This is a genomic window from Bacillus sp. m3-13 (assembly GCF_000175075.1).
GTDB classification, from domain to species: Bacteria; Bacillota; Bacilli; order Bacillales; family Bacillaceae_I; genus Sutcliffiella_A; species Sutcliffiella_A horikoshii_C.
The window spans coordinates 108,936-125,328 of sequence record NZ_ACPC01000012.1; the positions used below are offsets into that span (position 1 = coordinate 108,936).

Consider the following 16,393-nt stretch of genomic DNA (forward strand, 5'->3'; position numbering starts at 1 on the left):
GCGAGGAGGCTCAAGCACACGCCCCGCGGAAAGCGAAGCCCGGTACGGAAATCAACAGCGGTGTTAATAGTGATATAAAATAAGGAGGAATATAACATGGCAGAAATCAGATTACACGAAACAGATGAAAGAATCAGTGGGAAAGAACAGGTAGAAAGCTTCCTGAATGATAATGAAGTAATCTACGAAAATTGGGATATTGCAAAACTCCCTCAACATCTACAGGAAAACTTTTCTTTGACTGCTGAGAACAAGGAAGAAATTCTTACAGTTTTTAAAGATGAAATTACAGCAATTTCCTTAAAAAGAGGGTACAAGGCACAAGACGTTATCTCGTTATCTGATACAACACCGAACTTGGAGCAACTTCTACAAAATTTCAATAAAGAGCACCATCATACAGATGATGAAGTGCGTTTCATTGTCAGTGGCCATGGGATCTTCGTTATTCAAGGAAAAGATGGTTCTTTCTTTGATGTAGAGTTAGAGCCGGGCGATTTAATCTCTGTCCCTCCCAATGTGCGCCACTATTTCACCTTGATGGAGGATCGTAAAGTAGTTGCGGTTCGAATCTTTGTTACTACAGAAGGTTGGGTACCGATTTATGAAAAAGAAGAAGTAAATAACTAATAAAAACTGATGACCTTGCGCTGGCAGGGTCATTTTTTTATGAAATTTAGAAATCGTAAAATCCGGTTGATTTCCGTTCCAGGCGCTTCGCTTGCCTGCGGGCGGTCCGTGAGCCTCCTCGACTTTGTCTGCGGGGTCTCACCTGTCCCTTCCTCCCGCGGGCGTCTGCGCGCCTTCCACTTCAATCAACAAGGTTATCCCATTCATCGAAAGGTTAAAAGAAATCTATGAATTGAAATTATTAACCTTTCTTTAACACAATTTCTAGCTGTGGATTGGAGCAAATTGGCGGAGACTCCAGCGGGGGAGTAACGGTAGGTTGAGACCCCGCAACGAAGTGAGGAGGCTCAAGCACCGTCCCGCGGAAAGCGCAGCCATTTGCGGAAAGGAACAGCGGTGAATATCCAACCAACTAATTTTTTTCTTTATGTTGGATGACTAATTTATCTCTCCAGAGGGAATATAATGGTATGAAAACAGAGATAGACTTAGGAGGAAAAGGTTATGGAGCATGTGGTGATAATTGGGGGCATTGCAGGGGGAATGAGTGCGGCCTCTAAGCTAAGAAGACTAAATGAAACGATAAAAATCAGCGTATTTGAAAAAGATGAACATGTATCTTACGGAGCGTGCGGATTGCCATATTACATATCTGGTGTGACAGAATCTCATGAGGATCTGCTAGCAAGAACGGTAGAAGAATTTGAAGAACGAAACATCGCCGTCCATATTCATCATGAGGTAACAAAAGTAGATCACTCAAACAAAAGGGTAAAGGTGAAAAACCTTAAATCAGGGGAAGAAACATTTGTTCAATATGATAAACTTTTGATTGCAACAGGAGCCAAACCAATCGTGCCGCCTTTTATCCCGAAAGAGGCAAGCAATGTTCATACATTGAAGACACTGAATGATGGAATAGAAATGCGTAAGTACTACCAAGATGAAAAGATCAAAAAGGTAGGCATCATAGGTGGGGGATATATCGGGATGGAGCTTGTCGAAACCATGGTAGAGCTTGGCAAAGAGGTATTCGTCATAGAGCTGCAAAATCAGATTCTGCCAAATTATGATGAGGATATGGCTAATATTATTGCGGATTCCCTGCAAGATAGAGTGGAAATTCGAACAGGTGAAGAAGTAAAAGAATTGAAAATGTCACAAGGAAAAGTGATAAGCATTGTGACAGACAAAAATGCGTATGAAGTAGATGCGGTTATTGTAAATATAGGAATTAAACCGAACACACAATTTGTAAAAGAGTTAGGCCTAGATATGCTGGAAAACGGCGCAATCATTGTTAATTCCCATCAAGAAACAAGTATCCCATCTATTTATGCAGCGGGAGATTGTGCAACAAGCAATCACCTTCTCTTAAATAAACCTGTAAACATAGCTCTCGGAACAACAGCCAATAAACATGGGAGGGTCGCTGCTGACAATCTTGCCGGTATTCCAACTAAATTTGATGGCATTCTCGGAACAAATGTGGTGAAAATTCTAGAATGGACGGCAGCAATGACTGGAATCACAGAAAAACAAGCACAAGAGGAAAACTTGGATGTTGAAACAGTGGTGATTGAAACAAATAACCATGCCTCCTATTATCCTGAAGCAGAAAAGATTCATATAAAGCTTGTATATGAAAAAGAATCACAAAAGCTCCTGGGCGCTCAGCTGATTGGAAAAGATAAATCCATTGCGAAAAGGCTTGATGTTTATGCGACAGCTATTACTTGCGGATTGTCGACAAGCCAAATTGCCATGTTGGATTTGAGTTATGCCCCTCCGTTTGCTACAGTATGGGATGCAGTCCAAGTGGCCGCTAATGCTGCAAAATAGTTTAAACTTTTATAAATAAGTTGTGTTAATATTATGAATTTTCTTTACCTTAGAAAAGGAATATGCTACTGTTATAGTAGTTTTATAACTTACATATTCTAGAGAGAAACTGCCTAAGGAGTGAGAGAGATGAAGGTGCGTTATAATTTTGTACCAAAGCATGATGTGGAGTTTTGCGAACCAACTTACACGGTTAAACAAGCTTATGAGAAAATAAAGGATACCGGCTACAGGTGCATCCCCATTCTTAGTAATGACGGGAATACATTCTTAGGTTTGGTATATAAAGTGCATTTATTAGATTATCTTTATGAACAAAAAGGAAGTCCCGACGATTCAATAGAAGTGCTGGTAAAAAACCAAGATGCTTATATATATGAGGAGGATTCATTCTTCAAAGCATTCTTCACGATTAAACGACTGCCGTTTATCGCTGTATTGAATGAGGAAAATGAATTTCTCGGGATACTGACACATGCAAACGTCATGGATGTCCTGGCTGACTCATTTGGAATGAAAACTGGTGGGTATACCCTTACTATCGCTACCATCGAGCACAAAGGAGCGATTAAGGATCTTGTTTCTATGTTAAAGGACGTTAACATAGACGGAATGCTTACACTTGATAACGGAGAAAAATATTTACGCAGAATTATTGTCAATCTGCCGGCTGAATTGCCAGAAGAAAAACTTAACAAGTTAGTAAAAAAGCTCGGAGAAAAAGAATTCCGAGTCACACATGTGGATCAAATTGATGTGCAAAAATAAGACAGAGAGCAGCTTCCAAATTGGAGGCTGCTCTTTCCTCATGAGAATCATTAGTGGAGCAAGATTTCTTTATCAATTAGAATGTTAGACAATGTGACTATCTCCGCTTTTTCTTGCAATTTAGGGATATATTGCTTTAGCACCCCTGCAGTCTTTTCTCCAACAACACCCACATGACCAATAGCAATGATAGAATCATCCACTTCTGTCTTTTTGATGAGGTGATTGGTTTGCTTTACGATATGATTTGTTGAGTAGACTTCGTCAAAGAATAATTCATTTTCTAGAAAAGGAACACCCAATTCGGTAGCTAATTCTGCAACAACACTCTTCTTGGTTGTTTTGCTGTCTAAATAATATAGATTTCTCTCTTTGCAGATTCCTAAAATAATTCTCATGATTCGCTTGTCGGCAGTAATTTTTGATCCCATATGGTTATTTATTCCTACTGCATATGGAACAGAATCGATAGCATCATTCACTCTTTTATAGATTTCTTTATCAGTTAGATTAGAAGTAATCGCACCTGGTCCTAGCCAGCTACTTTTTCCCTTTAATGGTTCCATTGGAAGATGAAGAATAACTTCATGACCTAAGCGATGAGCCATTTCAGCGTCTTGTTCAGTGGTCGATAGAAAAGGCATGACAGCAACAGTCAACGGAACGGGTAAATGAAGAATTTCCTCGGTGCCTTTCATGTTATTGCCAAAATCATCAATGACAATAGCCACCTTATTGCTAGAATGAACTTCAGCAGAAGACTTTACAGAAGGGAGATAAAGAATAAACACGCTACTCAACAGTACAACTAGTATTACTTTCATTACTGCACCCACTTGTCTAATGATATATTCTGTGATTTCGACAAAATTTGCACCGGATAATTTTATAGAAGAGAATCAAACGCTACTCTCCCTAGATACTTTGTCCTATTTTCCGCATATTCTTAAAAAATAATTCCTTGAAAAATATGTCTAACTTTGCGATTCTATTTACATTTATAGAAATTATTGTAATAATTTCTATTGTGGAAATTGATGGAGAAGGGGCGAGTCACATTGTCTTATGAAGGGTATGTGGATCAACTGTTATTACTTATCAAAGAGAAAAGGGATACGATGATGGCAGTAGCCAATAAAACTGGTTATATAAGTGAACAAACGGTTAAATGCAGCCAGGATTTAGATAAGTTGATTTATCAATACCAAGAAATAATATACGAGAAAAAATAATACATAAAAAAAACCGCCCAAAGGGAACGGTTAGAAAATCTGTGTTAAAAAGATCATAAATAGTAGACCGACAATGAAGGAGTAGGTGGAGGTCGTTTCATTGCCATCACCATGACTTTCAGGAATCAGTTCTTTATAGATGATATAAAGCATTGCTCCTGCTGCAAAGGCAAGCCCATATGGGACAAGAGATGAGACCACCGAAGTGAGATAGAATCCTAATAAAGCCATTGGTATTTCAACTGCCCCGGTTAAGGTGGCTACAATAAATGCCTTCCATTTAGTAATCCTTTGGTTCATTAAAAATAAAGCTACCAAAAACCCCTCTGGTGCATTTTGTAAACCTATTGCAAAAGCAATTAAGTTCCCTGTGTCTGCTGCATCTGATGCATAACTTACTCCGACAGATAGTCCTTCGGGTATATTATGAAGGGTAATCGCAGAAACAATAAGCATCGCTTTTTGGTCAAAAGCAATACCTTTACGATTATGCTCCAAATCAATATGGGGAATGGACCTTTCTAAAAGGGTCAAAGTAATTACCCCCAAAAGCAATCCAATTCCTAAAGGAACAAATCCCCCATATGAAAGTGCCTCGGGTATTAAACTCATGGTAGCTGCTGCCATCATGATACCAGCAGTAAATGCAAGGAGTGTATCTCTCCATCTGTGAGTCAATGTATTTTTTAAAAATAAAATTGGTAATGCACCTACACCCGTTGACATAGCTGCCAACACACTGCCTATTAATACTTGTGACATCGCATATATCCTTTCTCATCCTTATAAGGAAGATCTCTAATAGAGGTCTTTCATTTTTTATGTAACTAAGGATATTGTACCAATATTATTCTTAGAAACAAGTAAGTCGATTAGAAGAGTTGTTAAATGACATTCATGACAGGACGTCTCTCATCTATCGTCAGACATCTAAAGCGGATTTGGAGAAAAAATATTAATTTATTGTAAATTTTAATATGAAATTAGCGGTTTAAAAGCAAAAAAAATGCAATGAAAAGTAAATATTTTTAACATTTTGTAAAAAAACAGAAAAAATTGTAGCCGTACCCAACTTCAATTCGTTATACTTTTAATTGTGAGAGAAACACCATCATAATATCTTAGGGGGAAAAAGAAACATGAAAAAGTTTTTAACAATCTTTTTGGTTGCAATCCTTGCAATCAGCCTTGCTGCATGTGGCAGTAACAATTCTAGCGGAGAGAACACAAACAACAATTCAGGTTCAGACTCTGCTACTGGCGGAGAGCAAATCACTCCAGAAAAAATTGTAATGGGATTTGTACCATCTCAAGAATCCGATACAATTGCTGACACTGTAGAGCCATTGGCTGATCGTTTGGGAGAAGAGCTTGGAGTGGAAGTGGAAGGTCGTGTAATGACTGACTATACTGCTTTAATTGAAGCTATGGGTTCAAATGAAGTTCATGTTGGTTTCATTCCTGCATTTGGTTATGTTTTAGCTAATGAGCAATATGGTGCAGAAGTAATCTTGAAGTCTATCAGATATGGCAGTGGTACATACAAGGCTCAGTACATCGTAAGAGCAGATTCTGGAATTGAATCACTTGCTGACCTTGAGGGTAAAATTTGGGCATACCCTGATGCTGCTTCTACATCTGGATTCCTATTCCCAGCATCTCAATTAATGGACGAGTTTGACATTGCAAGTGCACAAGATTTACAAACTACCTTTTTCTCTGACACGCTTCAATCCGGTGGACATGATACAGCTGCAATCGCAGTATACGAAGGAGATGCTGATGTAGCAACGACTTTCGATGATGTTCGTACTGGATTAGAAGAAGAATATCCAGACATTATGGAAAAAACAAAAATCCTTGGTTACACGGATGAAATCCCTAACGATACAATCTCTGTAACAAAAGAATTAGATGATGAATTAGTTCAAAAAATTAAAGATACGTTCCTATCTTTTAACGAAGATGAGGACATGATCAAAATCATGAACGAAGTTTACAGCTGGGATGAAATCAGTGAAGCTACTGATGAAGAATACAAAGTTGTAAAAGAAACTTATGAGAAATTCAAAGATTCCATTTCTTTCTAATAATTTTATATGATTTGCAATCTAGGGGGAGGTTGCTTCCCCTATTTTGTTTTGTATGTTAAGAATTGAGGGGGTTTGCAACATGATACAGTTCAAAGATGTTTCCTTGGTTTATCCAAATGGAACACAAGGGTTGAAGAATATTAATGTAACCATTAATGAGGGCGAATTTGTGGTAATTGTCGGCTTGTCCGGTGCAGGTAAATCAACATTTATTAGAAGTATTAATAGATTGGTTACTCCCACTGATGGAGAGCTAAATGTAGACAATGAAAATATACTAACCTACCGTAACAATGACTTACGAAAATTACGAACTAAAGTGGGAATGATTTTTCAGAACTATAATCTTGTAAAAAGATCGAATGTTTTGAAAAATGTACTTGCTGGTCGTTTAGGATATACAGGAACACTACGTTCAACCTTGAATTTATTTAAGAAAGAAGATCTCGCCCTTGCTTATGAAAGCTTGAAGCGTGTAAATATAGAAGAAAAACTATATAACCGTGCGGATGAATTGAGTGGAGGACAACAGCAACGTGTAAGCATTGCCCGTGTTCTGACGCAAAAGCCTAAATACATTCTAGCAGATGAGCCGGTTGCCTCACTTGACCCACCCACCTCTCATCAGGTAATGACGTACCTGAAAAAGATCAATAAAGAAGATAAAATTACAACCATTGTAAATCTTCATTTTATTGATATGGCAATGGAGTATGCAGACCGAATTATTGGCATGAGAGCAGGCGAGGTAGTATTCGACGGTCCGGTATCAGAAGTGTCCGAGAAAACGTTCGAACAAATTTATGGGCGTGCAATTCGTGAAGACGATTTGCGCGGAGGTGTAGAACAGTGAAGCTAGAGGAACAAAAATCCGCACCTTCACTCCTGCCTGCCAAAACGAAAGCCAGAATATCCGTCATATTTGCTGCAGTAATAGGTTTCTATATTCTTAGTACTGTCAAGACCGGAGCTACTATTGGAGATCTGCTGGATGGGATCCCAAATATGGGAAGAGTAATCGTAAAGTTCTTTCCGCCGAATTTCAACGTTTTTGTTCATATAATTGAACCCTTGGCTGTTACCATTCAAATGGCTATTATTGCAACCACTGTTGCAGCCTTTCTTTGTATCCCTTTAAGTTTATTGGCTGCACAAAACGTAATATCTAATAAATTTGTATATACATTTGTTCGTTCTCTATTGAATATTTTGCGTACTATCCCAGACTTAGTGCTTGCAGTTATTTTCGTTGGTTTATTTGGAATTGGGGTTCTCCCTGGTATTCTAGCACTCATTATCTTTTCATTAGGAATTTTAGCAAAGTTAATCAGTGAAACGATTGAGTCCGTTGATATGAATCCAATGGAAGCAATGAGCGCATCGGGAGCAAATACATTGCAAAAGATATCATTTGCTCTGATACCGCAAGTGTTGCCTCAATTTGTTTCATTTGTACTTTATGTATTTGAGATCAATATTCGTGCCTCTGTTGTCTTAGGTTTAGTAGGAGCGGGGGGGAATTGGTATTGTATTGAGTCAACAGCTTAAGTTTTACAATTACCCGAACGCGATGTTAATTATACTTGTAATATTTGTTCTGGTCGTAGTTATTGAATACATCTCAACTAAAATCAGGGAGGCGATCGTATAATGGAACTAGTATTACCTCCCAAAAAGAAGAGATCTGGATTAAAAACGCTGAGAAATTGGGGGATTTTCCTTTTTCTTATCGTGATGTATATTTGGACTTTTACAGGAATCGATATTGACTGGGGACGCGCTTTTGAAAGAATGATCAATAACTTCCAACGAGTTATTCCGAAATTGTTCAATCCTGAATGGGCATCTATTGGGAAAGTATGGACCGCAATGGTAGAAACATTATATATTGCGTTTGCAGGTTCCTTAATGGCAGCAATCATTGCTATTCCTTTAGGGTTTATGGCTGCTCAAAATATGACAAAGAGTAAGGTTCTTACTACATTTGGCAAATGGGTCCTTAGTGGAATTCGTGCATTTCCAGACTTGATTCTGGCTATTCTGTTTGTTGTAGCAGTAGGTCCGAATCCTTTTGCTGGTGTACTTGCCATTGCCATCGGATCTACAGGAATGCTTGGGAAATTATATTCGGAAGTATTGGAATCCATTGATATGAACATAGTGGAAGCAATGGAAGCGAGCGGAGCTAATAAAGTTCAGATCCTGTTTCATGGTGTGATACCGCAAATCATCCCTGAATTCTTATCCTATGCTATATATCGTTTTGAGATTGACGTACGTGCTTCAACTATCCTTGGTATCGTAGGTGCTGGGGGTATCGGTACACTTATTCAATTTGCGCAAATGAACCGCAATTGGGAAGAGATGGGACTGATCCTTTTGGTCATCGTAGTGGTCGTTACAATCATTGACTTCCTTTCTGCATCAATCCGTAAAAGAATTGTATAGTCTCAATTACTGTAGGGTTGATCATTATGATCGACCCTATCTTTCGTTCTAAAAATTATGAGGTAAAGGAGGCATCCGTTTTGAAGCTTAATTTGACTATATTAGAAACAAGCGATGTCCATGGCTCCATCATGTCTTTAAACTATGGGAATAATGAATATACACCACTAGGCCTTGCAAAGGTGTCCACCATCTTAAAAGAAGAGAGAGCAAATGGTGGGCATGTATTAGTTATAGACAATGGAGACCTTATCCAAGGAACGCCATTAACCTATCACTATGTAAAAAAACAAGATAATGAAGAAAATCCTATGATACGTGTGTTAAACCATCTTAAGTATGACGCGGCCGTAGTAGGGAACCATGAGTTTAATTATGGCATGGATGTGTTGAAACAAGCTGTCGAGTCTTCTGATTTTCCGTGGTTGTGTGCCAATATTTTAAATGAACAAAATGGAAAACCTTTTTTAGGAAAGCCATATATCATTAAACAATATGATCCTGTTAAAGTTGCCGTCTTGGGAGTGACAACCCATTATATTCCTAATTGGGAGGACCCATCTCATATAAAAGGCTTAACGTTTGAAGAAGCGTTAAAATCCACGGAAAAATGGGTCAATTTAATTCAGGAAAAAGAAAATCCAGATCTACTTATAGTCAGCTACCATGGTGGGTTCGAAAAAGATCCTTTTACTGGAGAAGTAACGGAAAACCTGACCGGAGAGAATCAAGGCTATGAGATCTGTGAAAAAATTGCAGGTATTGATATCCTCCTCACAGGTCACCAGCACCGTACAATTGCCACAACGATAAATAATGTTCTTGTCCTCCAACCCAGCGTTAATGGTCAAATGGTTGGAAAAGCAACCATTTCCTTTGAAAAGACAGATGGTAAGTGGGAGATTGCGGATAAGAAAGCGGAGTTAATACCAGTAGAACACGTGGAACCAGATAAAAAAGTAATAGAATTAATTCAAGATGATGAAACAGCCACACAAAAATGGCTTGATACACCGATGGGAAAAATAAAAGGCAATATGTTGGTCGAAGATGCACATCAAATTCGCTTAGGCGATAACCCACTAATCGAATTCATCAATAAGGTTCAAATGAAGGTGTCCGGTGCAGATATTTCTAATACTGCTCTATTTCATAATAACTCTCCAGGATTTCCACCCAATGTCACAATGAGAGATATTGTTTCTAATTATATTTATCCAAATACGTTGAAGGTGATTTTGATTACAGGTCAAGATATAAAAGATGCCCTAGAACGATCTGCCTCCTATTTTATGATTGGAACAAACGGCGAGTTAGAGGTGAACCCTACCTTTACCACCCCAAAACCCCAACATTATAATTACGACATGTGGGAAGGAATTGAGTATATATTGGACATTAGGAAGCCAATTGGAGAGAGGGTAGTGAAATTAGCAAGAGATGGGCGTGATATCGACAGGAATCAAGAATTCGAAGTGGTTATGAACAACTACCGTGCAGGCGGTGGCGGTGACTATACTATGTATCGTGACAAGAGGGTAGTAAAGGATATCCCTATGGACATGTCCGAATTAATTGCTAACTATATTCTTGAAGAAAAGATAATTGAAGCGACAGTAGATCGGAATTGGAAGGTAATATGGAAAGATGAAAACATTTAATAGAAATAGGATTTTACATTTTCTTGAATTTTAATTGACGAATCAAGCCAAGTACTATACCATTAGTCTTAATTCAAGATATTTTTTAAAAAAGGAATGACTATTATGGCAGAAAGACACGAGCTCGACACTTCACTAAAGTTATTTATTGTTCTTTCCAGAGCGTTTCGTGCATTGAATGACAAAGCAAACCAATCTATCCAAAGCTTTAAATTGAATCCAACTGAATTTGCAGTGCTAGAACTTCTCTATCACAAAGGCGAGCAACCATTACAGCAAATCGGCGGGAAAATATTATTGGCAAGCGGCAGCATCACATATGTGGTCGATAAGTTGGAAAACAAAGGACTCCTAGTCCGAAAAGCTTGTCCAAAAGACAGAAGGGTAACCTACGCCCAAATAACGGACGAAGGAAAGCAACTACTGAATGAAATATTCCCAAAACACGAACAGCACATCCACACCCTAGTGGACGGCCTTACCCAACAAGAAAAAGAACAAGCCATCCAACTCATCAAAAAACTCGGCCTAAACGCCCAACAAAAGACTGACCATTAATGGTTGGTTTTTTTTTGTGGTTTTTTGTTGTGAAAAAAATTCCTTGTGGGGTCAGACCCCACAAGGAATTTCTTCTTTCATGTCGAATACATATAAGGTTAAGTCTGTTTGTAAAGGGGATAAATACATATGAGATTTGAAGAGTTTGGGTATACGCGTCCTAATATGGATGAGGTGGAGAAGAGGTTTATGGCTGCTGTAGAGAGGTTTGAGGCGGCAGATTCTGTTGGATTGCAGGAGGAAGCGATTAGGGAGATAAATGATGTGCGGAATCAATTAAGTACAGATTTTAACTTAGTCTATATTCGTCACTCCATTGATACGAACGATGAATTTTATAAAGAAGAGCAAGATTTCCTCGATGAAATCGAACCTCTTACGAAATCTTTAGAAACAAAGTTTTATAAAGCGCTGGTCAAGTCACCGTTCAGAAACGAGCTTGAAAAAAAATGGGGGACACAGCTTTTTGCTTTGGCAGAATGTGAACTAAAGACATTCGATGATGCGATTATCGAAGACCTTCAACTTGAAAATAAACTTTCAACCAAATACTCAAAGCTGGTTGCTTCTGCAAAGATTAATTTTAATGGAGAAGAGCTGACACTGGCTCAATTAGATCCATACACGGAGTCCGAGGATCGTGCCATCCGCAAGCAAGCAAGTGAAGCGAAATTTGGTTTCTTTCAAGAGAACCAAGAAGAGTTCGACGAAATCTTTGACCAACTTGTTAAAGTCCGTACGAAAATGGCCAAGAAGCTTGGCTACGAAAGTTTTGTGGAGCTTGGATATGCCCGTATGACCCGTACGGATTATAATGCGGAAATGGTTGCTAAATTCCGAGATCAAGTAAAAGATTCCATCGTTCCTTTAGTAGAAAAGCTTGCTGAAAGGCAGCAGGAACGTATCGGTATAGATTCCATGAAGTATTATGATGAAGGCTTTAAATTCCAAACAGGTAATGCTAAGCCAAAAGGAACACCTGAATGGATCATAGAAAATGGTAAACAAATGTATGAAGAACTGTCTGAAGAGACAAAAGAGTTTTTCCAATTTATGATTGATAAAAACTTGATGGATCTTGTTGCGAAAAAAGGGAAGGAAGCAGGCGGGTACTGCACCTATATCCCAACCTATAAGGCACCGTATATCTTCTCGAATTTTAACGGAACGAGTGGAGACATTGATGTTCTCACACATGAAGCGGGACATGCATTCCAAGTCTATATGAGCCGTGATTTTGATGTGCCTGAGTATAACTGGCCAACTTATGAAGCATGTGAAATTCACTCTATGAGCATGGAATTCTTCACTTGGCCTTGGATGAACCTATTTTTCAAAGAGGATACAGACAAATATAAGTTCTCTCATCTAAGTGGAGCGATTTCCTTCTTGCCATATGGTGTCGCAGTTGATGAATTCCAACATTATGTATATCAAAACCCAGAAGCAACTCCTGCAGAAAGAAATCAAGCATGGAGAGAGATTGAAAAGAAATACCTGCCGGGCCGTGACTATGATGGAAATTCCTATCTAGAAGCAGGTGGTTTCTGGCAGCGTCAAGGCCATATATATCGTACACCTTTCTATTACATTGATTACACATTAGCCCAAATATGCGCCCTGCAATATTGGAAGCTTTCACAAGAAAATCCTGAATCTGCATGGACCTCCTATTTGGAACTTTGCAAACAAGGTGGTAGCAAATCATTTGTGGACTTAGTTAAATTTGCAGGTCTCCGATCTCCGTTTGAGGATGGTTGTGTAGAGTCGGTTGTCGGCGAGATTGAAAATTATTTAAATGAAGTGAATGATAAAGCATTATAATAGATGAAGCTGTCGTACTCTCCGGCAGCTTTTTCTTTCACTTTTATCGCAAATTTTGTAGAATAAAGGGTATACTTTAACCAAAATAGAATTAAATACTCTTAAAATTATTAGTAAAAATCGGTAAGCTACATAAAGATTTTTATGAAGATACTACTATTAACATTTTTAGTATCAGAAAAGGAAGTGACTGTTATGAAAACGAATGTATTATTTTCCAATGTTTCCACATTAAAAGTATACGGTGATTTCCCATTATCCGTTTCTAATATTTTTTCTGATTCTAGACAAGTAACGACAGATTCAGTATTTGTTTGTATAAAAGGCTACACAGTGGATGGTCACCGCTACATATCTTCAGCAATAGAAAAAGGTGCGAGTGTCATTGTAGTTCAGGATATGCCGGAACAATTGGTGGAAGGAATCTGTTATGTGCATGTTCGAGACACAGAGCGTGCATTAGGTCAGTTGGCAAATGCATTTTTTGATTTTCCATCCACAAAACTTCGCATTGTCGGGGTTACAGGGACAAATGGAAAAACGACGGTTTCAAGTGTCATCAATAATGTAATGAGAAAAGAAGGATATAAAACTGGGCTAAGCGGTACTATTGAGATTGATATTGATGGTGAAAAATTTGAAAGTAAAAATACAACAAGTGACGTTTTAACGATGCAGCGAATGCTTAAAGATATGGTAGAAGCCGGAGTGACCGATGTGGTAATGGAAGTATCATCGCATGGTCTTGTACTTGGACGTCTTGCAGGAGTGGAATTCCAAAACGGGGTATTCACTAACCTAACACAAGATCACCTCGACTTTCATGGAACGATGGAAAATTATAAAAATGCCAAAGGACTGCTTTTTGCACAATTAGGTCAAGACATGCGCAAAGACAAAGCAGCCATATTAAATGTAGACGACGCTGCAACCAAGGACTATGTTCAAATGACAGGTGCTAGAATCATCACCTACGGAATTAAAAATGAAGCCGATTTTAAAGCGAGAGAGATACAATTTTTTGAAAATAAGACAAGCTTCGTACTTGAAACAAATTTTGGTGAATTCGAGTTGGAGATCCCATTTGTTGGAGAGTTTAATGTGTATAACATTTTGTCTGTCATTTGCGTTCTATGGGACAAGGGCATGCCGTTTGAGCGAATCTTGAACCATTTAAGAGAGACTACACCACCAAGCGGAAGAATGCAGACACTTGAGACTGGTGACAAGCGAAATGTCATCATCGATTATGCCCATACGGAGGATGCAATTGGCAAAGCGTTGGACAGTATCCGCATGTTTTCTAAACACAAAATTATTTCCATTATCGGCACAGGTGGTGGAAGAGACAAAGATAAACGTCCTAAGATGGGCAGAATAGCAACAGAAAAGTCGGAATATGTCATCTTTACTACAGATAATCCGCTGGATGAACCTGGGGAAGAAATAGTCCAGGGAATGGCTGAAGGGGCCGTACATGAGAACTTTGAATGTATTCCTGATCGCGAACAAGCAATCATCCGAGCAGTTGAGATTGCAGGTGAAGGGGACGTCATCCTCATTGCCGGTAAAGGTCATGAAAATTATCAGCTGATTGGAAACGAATCCGTTCCATTTGATGAAAAAGAAATTACGCTTAAAGCAGTAAAAGCCTTTCCACTAACAGAAACCATTCCTACAACATAGAAAAAGGATATAGGCTGACTAGAAGATAGGCTCACTTAACTACAAAGTGAGTCTCTCATCTGGTCATCTTTTTTTGGGAGATTATCGTTATTTCTTTGGAAGTATAAAGTCGAAATATACAGGGGATGGAAGATATATGGGGAAAAAGTTAGTGGTTTTCATGTCTCTTCTTTTGGTTACAATGGGGTGTGCATCAAACGCAAATACAAGTGTAACTGAACAGAATAATCATGAGAGCAACGTGGTTCAAGAAGAACCACAAGAAGAAGTTTCAGCAGAAGAAATAACTGAAAATACAGATAGTGAAAGACTAGAAGTAGACAAACAAAAACAGGAGCTAGAGAATCTCGCATTAGAAGTAAATGGAAAAGTGTATGGTGAATCGTCGCAATTTTCCGAGTATGTAACAGGAGTTAAAACACGGCTTAATACAGAGGAAAAAGTCATAGCCCTCACTTTGGATGCATGCGGCGGTGAAAATGGAAGCGGATATGATGAAGAGTTAATAACCTTCCTAATCGAAAACGACATTAAAGCAGATCTTTTTGTCAATGCTAGGTGGATTGATGAACAGTATGAGGCCTTTGTGGAGCTTGCAGCAAACCCCCTTTTCACCATCCAAAATCATGGTACAGAACATAAACCGCTTTCTGTAACTCCCCGGAGTGCATGGGGAATTTCAAGTACTTCTTCTCAAGAAGAAATAGTGGAAGAAATAATGGAAAATCAAATGAAAATATTTGGGATTACAGGAGAAATCCCGCAATATTTTCGCTCGGGAACGGCATTTTATGATGACACAGCCGTCCAAATTGCAGAAGACTTAGGGGTTCAAGTGGTAAACTTTAATGTCATTGGGGATGGTGGCGCAACTTTTACAAATGAGGAAGTATCGCAGGAAATGCTAAAAGCACAACCAGGTTCCATCGTTATTTTACATATGAACCAACCACAAAGTGAGACTGCAGAAGGAGTTAAAGATGCAGTGCTGGCATTATTGGAACAGGGTTTTAGTTTTGTTCATTTTAAATGAATTTGATTTAGAGTAGATTACAGTTTTGTAACAAATGGGTTGGAAATCACATATTGAGAAGACAGAGGGTCACGATAAGGGTGGGAGGTTAGTATCGTGGCTTGTATGTTTCATGTGGTTATTTTCCATTGTGTTTCTTTTTAATGTTTCGGCGTGTCAATCGAAAAACCAAGGTGGAGAACGCCAATTCCATCATGAATGAAAAAAATTATCCAAAAGGAAATAGTGGATGGCATTATAGATCCGGATAATGAATGGAGGGAAACGTTTAGTTTGTTGACCCTTCAAGGCTTCGCAAGGTACAATTTGATATTTATCGGGAACGCAGGGCATTCAAAAATGAAGTTTTATATTCCTGAATTCAAAAGCAGGGGTTTTCGTTTTTACAGAAGAGGCCTGGGACTGGACCTGAACAGAGAGCTTGATATATAGGTATAGGTAAAACACAAAAAGAAATATTAGTTAGTAGCCGCTGTTCCTTTCCGCAAATGGCTGCGCTTTCCACGGGGCGACCTTGAGCCTCCTCACTTCGTTGCGGGGTCTCAACATTGCCGCTACTCCCCCGTAGGAGTCTCCGCCATTTGCTCCAATCCACAGCTAGAAATTACGTTAAAGAAA

General features: G+C 38.7%; 14 protein-coding genes and 1 pseudogene. 13 read left to right on the forward strand and 2 right to left on the reverse strand.

Features of this window, described 5'->3' with window-relative positions; translation table 11 throughout:
• The first annotated feature begins 96 nt into the window (after positions 1-96).
• The 3 genes from mtnD (at position 97) to cbpA (ending at position 3,240) form a co-directional block, all read left to right on the forward strand.
• Entirely contained in the window at positions 97-630 is a 534-nt protein-coding gene (mtnD, locus tag M313_RS0105375) for an acireductone dioxygenase (protein WP_010193169.1), read from the forward strand.
• Positions 631-1,134: 504 nt separating this feature from the next.
• Positions 1,135-2,472 (forward strand): CoA-disulfide reductase, encoded by a 1,338-nt coding sequence (locus M313_RS0105380; RefSeq protein ID WP_010193171.1) that lies wholly within the window; start codon positions 1,135-1,137, stop codon positions 2,470-2,472.
• A gap of 129 nt (positions 2,473-2,601) precedes the next feature.
• Positions 2,602-3,240 carry a cyclic di-AMP binding protein CbpA gene (gene cbpA, locus M313_RS0105385; protein ID WP_010193173.1) on the forward strand — a complete coding sequence of 213 codons (639 nt, stop codon included), beginning with the start codon at positions 2,602-2,604 and terminating at the stop codon, positions 3,238-3,240.
• Positions 3,241-3,290: 50 nt separating this feature from the next.
• Here cbpA and M313_RS0105390 read toward each other — a convergent pair whose 3' ends face one another.
• Positions 3,291-4,064 (reverse strand): divergent polysaccharide deacetylase family protein, encoded by a 774-nt coding sequence (locus M313_RS0105390; RefSeq protein ID WP_010193175.1) that lies wholly within the window; start codon positions 4,062-4,064, stop codon positions 3,291-3,293.
• Between the two features lie 234 nt (positions 4,065-4,298).
• On the opposite strand from M313_RS0105390, the gene M313_RS22775 reads away from it, so the two are divergent.
• Complete coding sequence (locus tag M313_RS22775) at positions 4,299-4,472, forward strand: aspartyl-phosphate phosphatase Spo0E family protein (protein ID WP_010193176.1); 174 nt, start codon at positions 4,299-4,301, stop codon at positions 4,470-4,472.
• Between the two features lie 30 nt (positions 4,473-4,502).
• On the opposite strand, the gene M313_RS0105400 is transcribed toward M313_RS22775, so the two are convergent.
• A complete protein-coding gene (locus M313_RS0105400; protein ID WP_010193177.1) occupies positions 4,503-5,234 on the reverse strand; it encodes a ZIP family metal transporter in 732 nt (243 codons plus the stop codon).
• 377 nt (positions 5,235-5,611) lie between these two features.
• Here M313_RS0105400 and M313_RS0105405 point away from each other — a divergent pair, with 377 nt between their 5' ends.
• The 9 genes and pseudogenes from M313_RS0105405 (at position 5,612) to M313_RS0105445 (ending at position 15,775) form a co-directional block, all read left to right on the forward strand.
• Positions 5,612-6,562: a phosphate/phosphite/phosphonate ABC transporter substrate-binding protein gene (locus M313_RS0105405; RefSeq protein ID WP_010193180.1), complete on the forward strand. Its 951-nt coding sequence runs from the start codon at positions 5,612-5,614 to the stop codon at positions 6,560-6,562.
• Positions 6,563-6,644: 82 nt separating this feature from the next.
• A complete protein-coding gene (gene phnC, locus M313_RS0105410; RefSeq protein WP_010193183.1) occupies positions 6,645-7,418 on the forward strand; it encodes a phosphonate ABC transporter ATP-binding protein in 774 nt (257 codons plus the stop codon).
• Positions 7,415-8,216 (forward strand): annotated as a pseudogene (phnE, locus tag M313_RS22780) (phosphonate ABC transporter, permease protein PhnE). The gene phnC and the pseudogene phnE (M313_RS22780) overlap by 4 nt, the downstream one beginning before the upstream one ends.
• Complete coding sequence (gene phnE, locus M313_RS0105420) at positions 8,216-9,013, forward strand: phosphonate ABC transporter, permease protein PhnE (RefSeq protein ID WP_010193189.1); 798 nt, start codon at positions 8,216-8,218, stop codon at positions 9,011-9,013. The pseudogene phnE (M313_RS22780) and the gene phnE (M313_RS0105420) overlap by 1 nt, the downstream one beginning before the upstream one ends.
• 26 nt (positions 9,014-9,039) lie before the next feature.
• On the forward strand, positions 9,040-10,674 hold the full coding sequence (locus M313_RS0105425) for a bifunctional metallophosphatase/5'-nucleotidase (protein WP_050780643.1): 1,635 nt from the start codon (positions 9,040-9,042) through the stop codon (positions 10,672-10,674).
• 105 nt (positions 10,675-10,779) lie between these two features.
• The gene (locus M313_RS0105430) at positions 10,780-11,232 is read left to right on the forward strand and encodes a MarR family winged helix-turn-helix transcriptional regulator (protein ID WP_010193191.1); all 453 of its coding nucleotides are present in this window, start codon (positions 10,780-10,782) and stop codon (positions 11,230-11,232) included.
• Positions 11,233-11,361: 129 nt separating this feature from the next.
• Positions 11,362-13,056, forward strand: coding sequence for a M3 family oligoendopeptidase (locus M313_RS0105435; protein WP_010193192.1), 1,695 nt, complete (start codon positions 11,362-11,364; stop codon positions 13,054-13,056).
• Between the two features lie 195 nt (positions 13,057-13,251).
• Entirely contained in the window at positions 13,252-14,742 is a 1,491-nt protein-coding gene (locus M313_RS0105440) for a UDP-N-acetylmuramoyl-L-alanyl-D-glutamate--2,6-diaminopimelate ligase (protein WP_010193193.1), read from the forward strand.
• Between the two features lie 136 nt (positions 14,743-14,878).
• Positions 14,879-15,775 carry a polysaccharide deacetylase family protein gene (locus M313_RS0105445; protein WP_010193194.1) on the forward strand — a complete coding sequence of 299 codons (897 nt, stop codon included), beginning with the start codon at positions 14,879-14,881 and terminating at the stop codon, positions 15,773-15,775.
• The last annotated feature ends 618 nt before the right edge of the window (positions 15,776-16,393 follow it).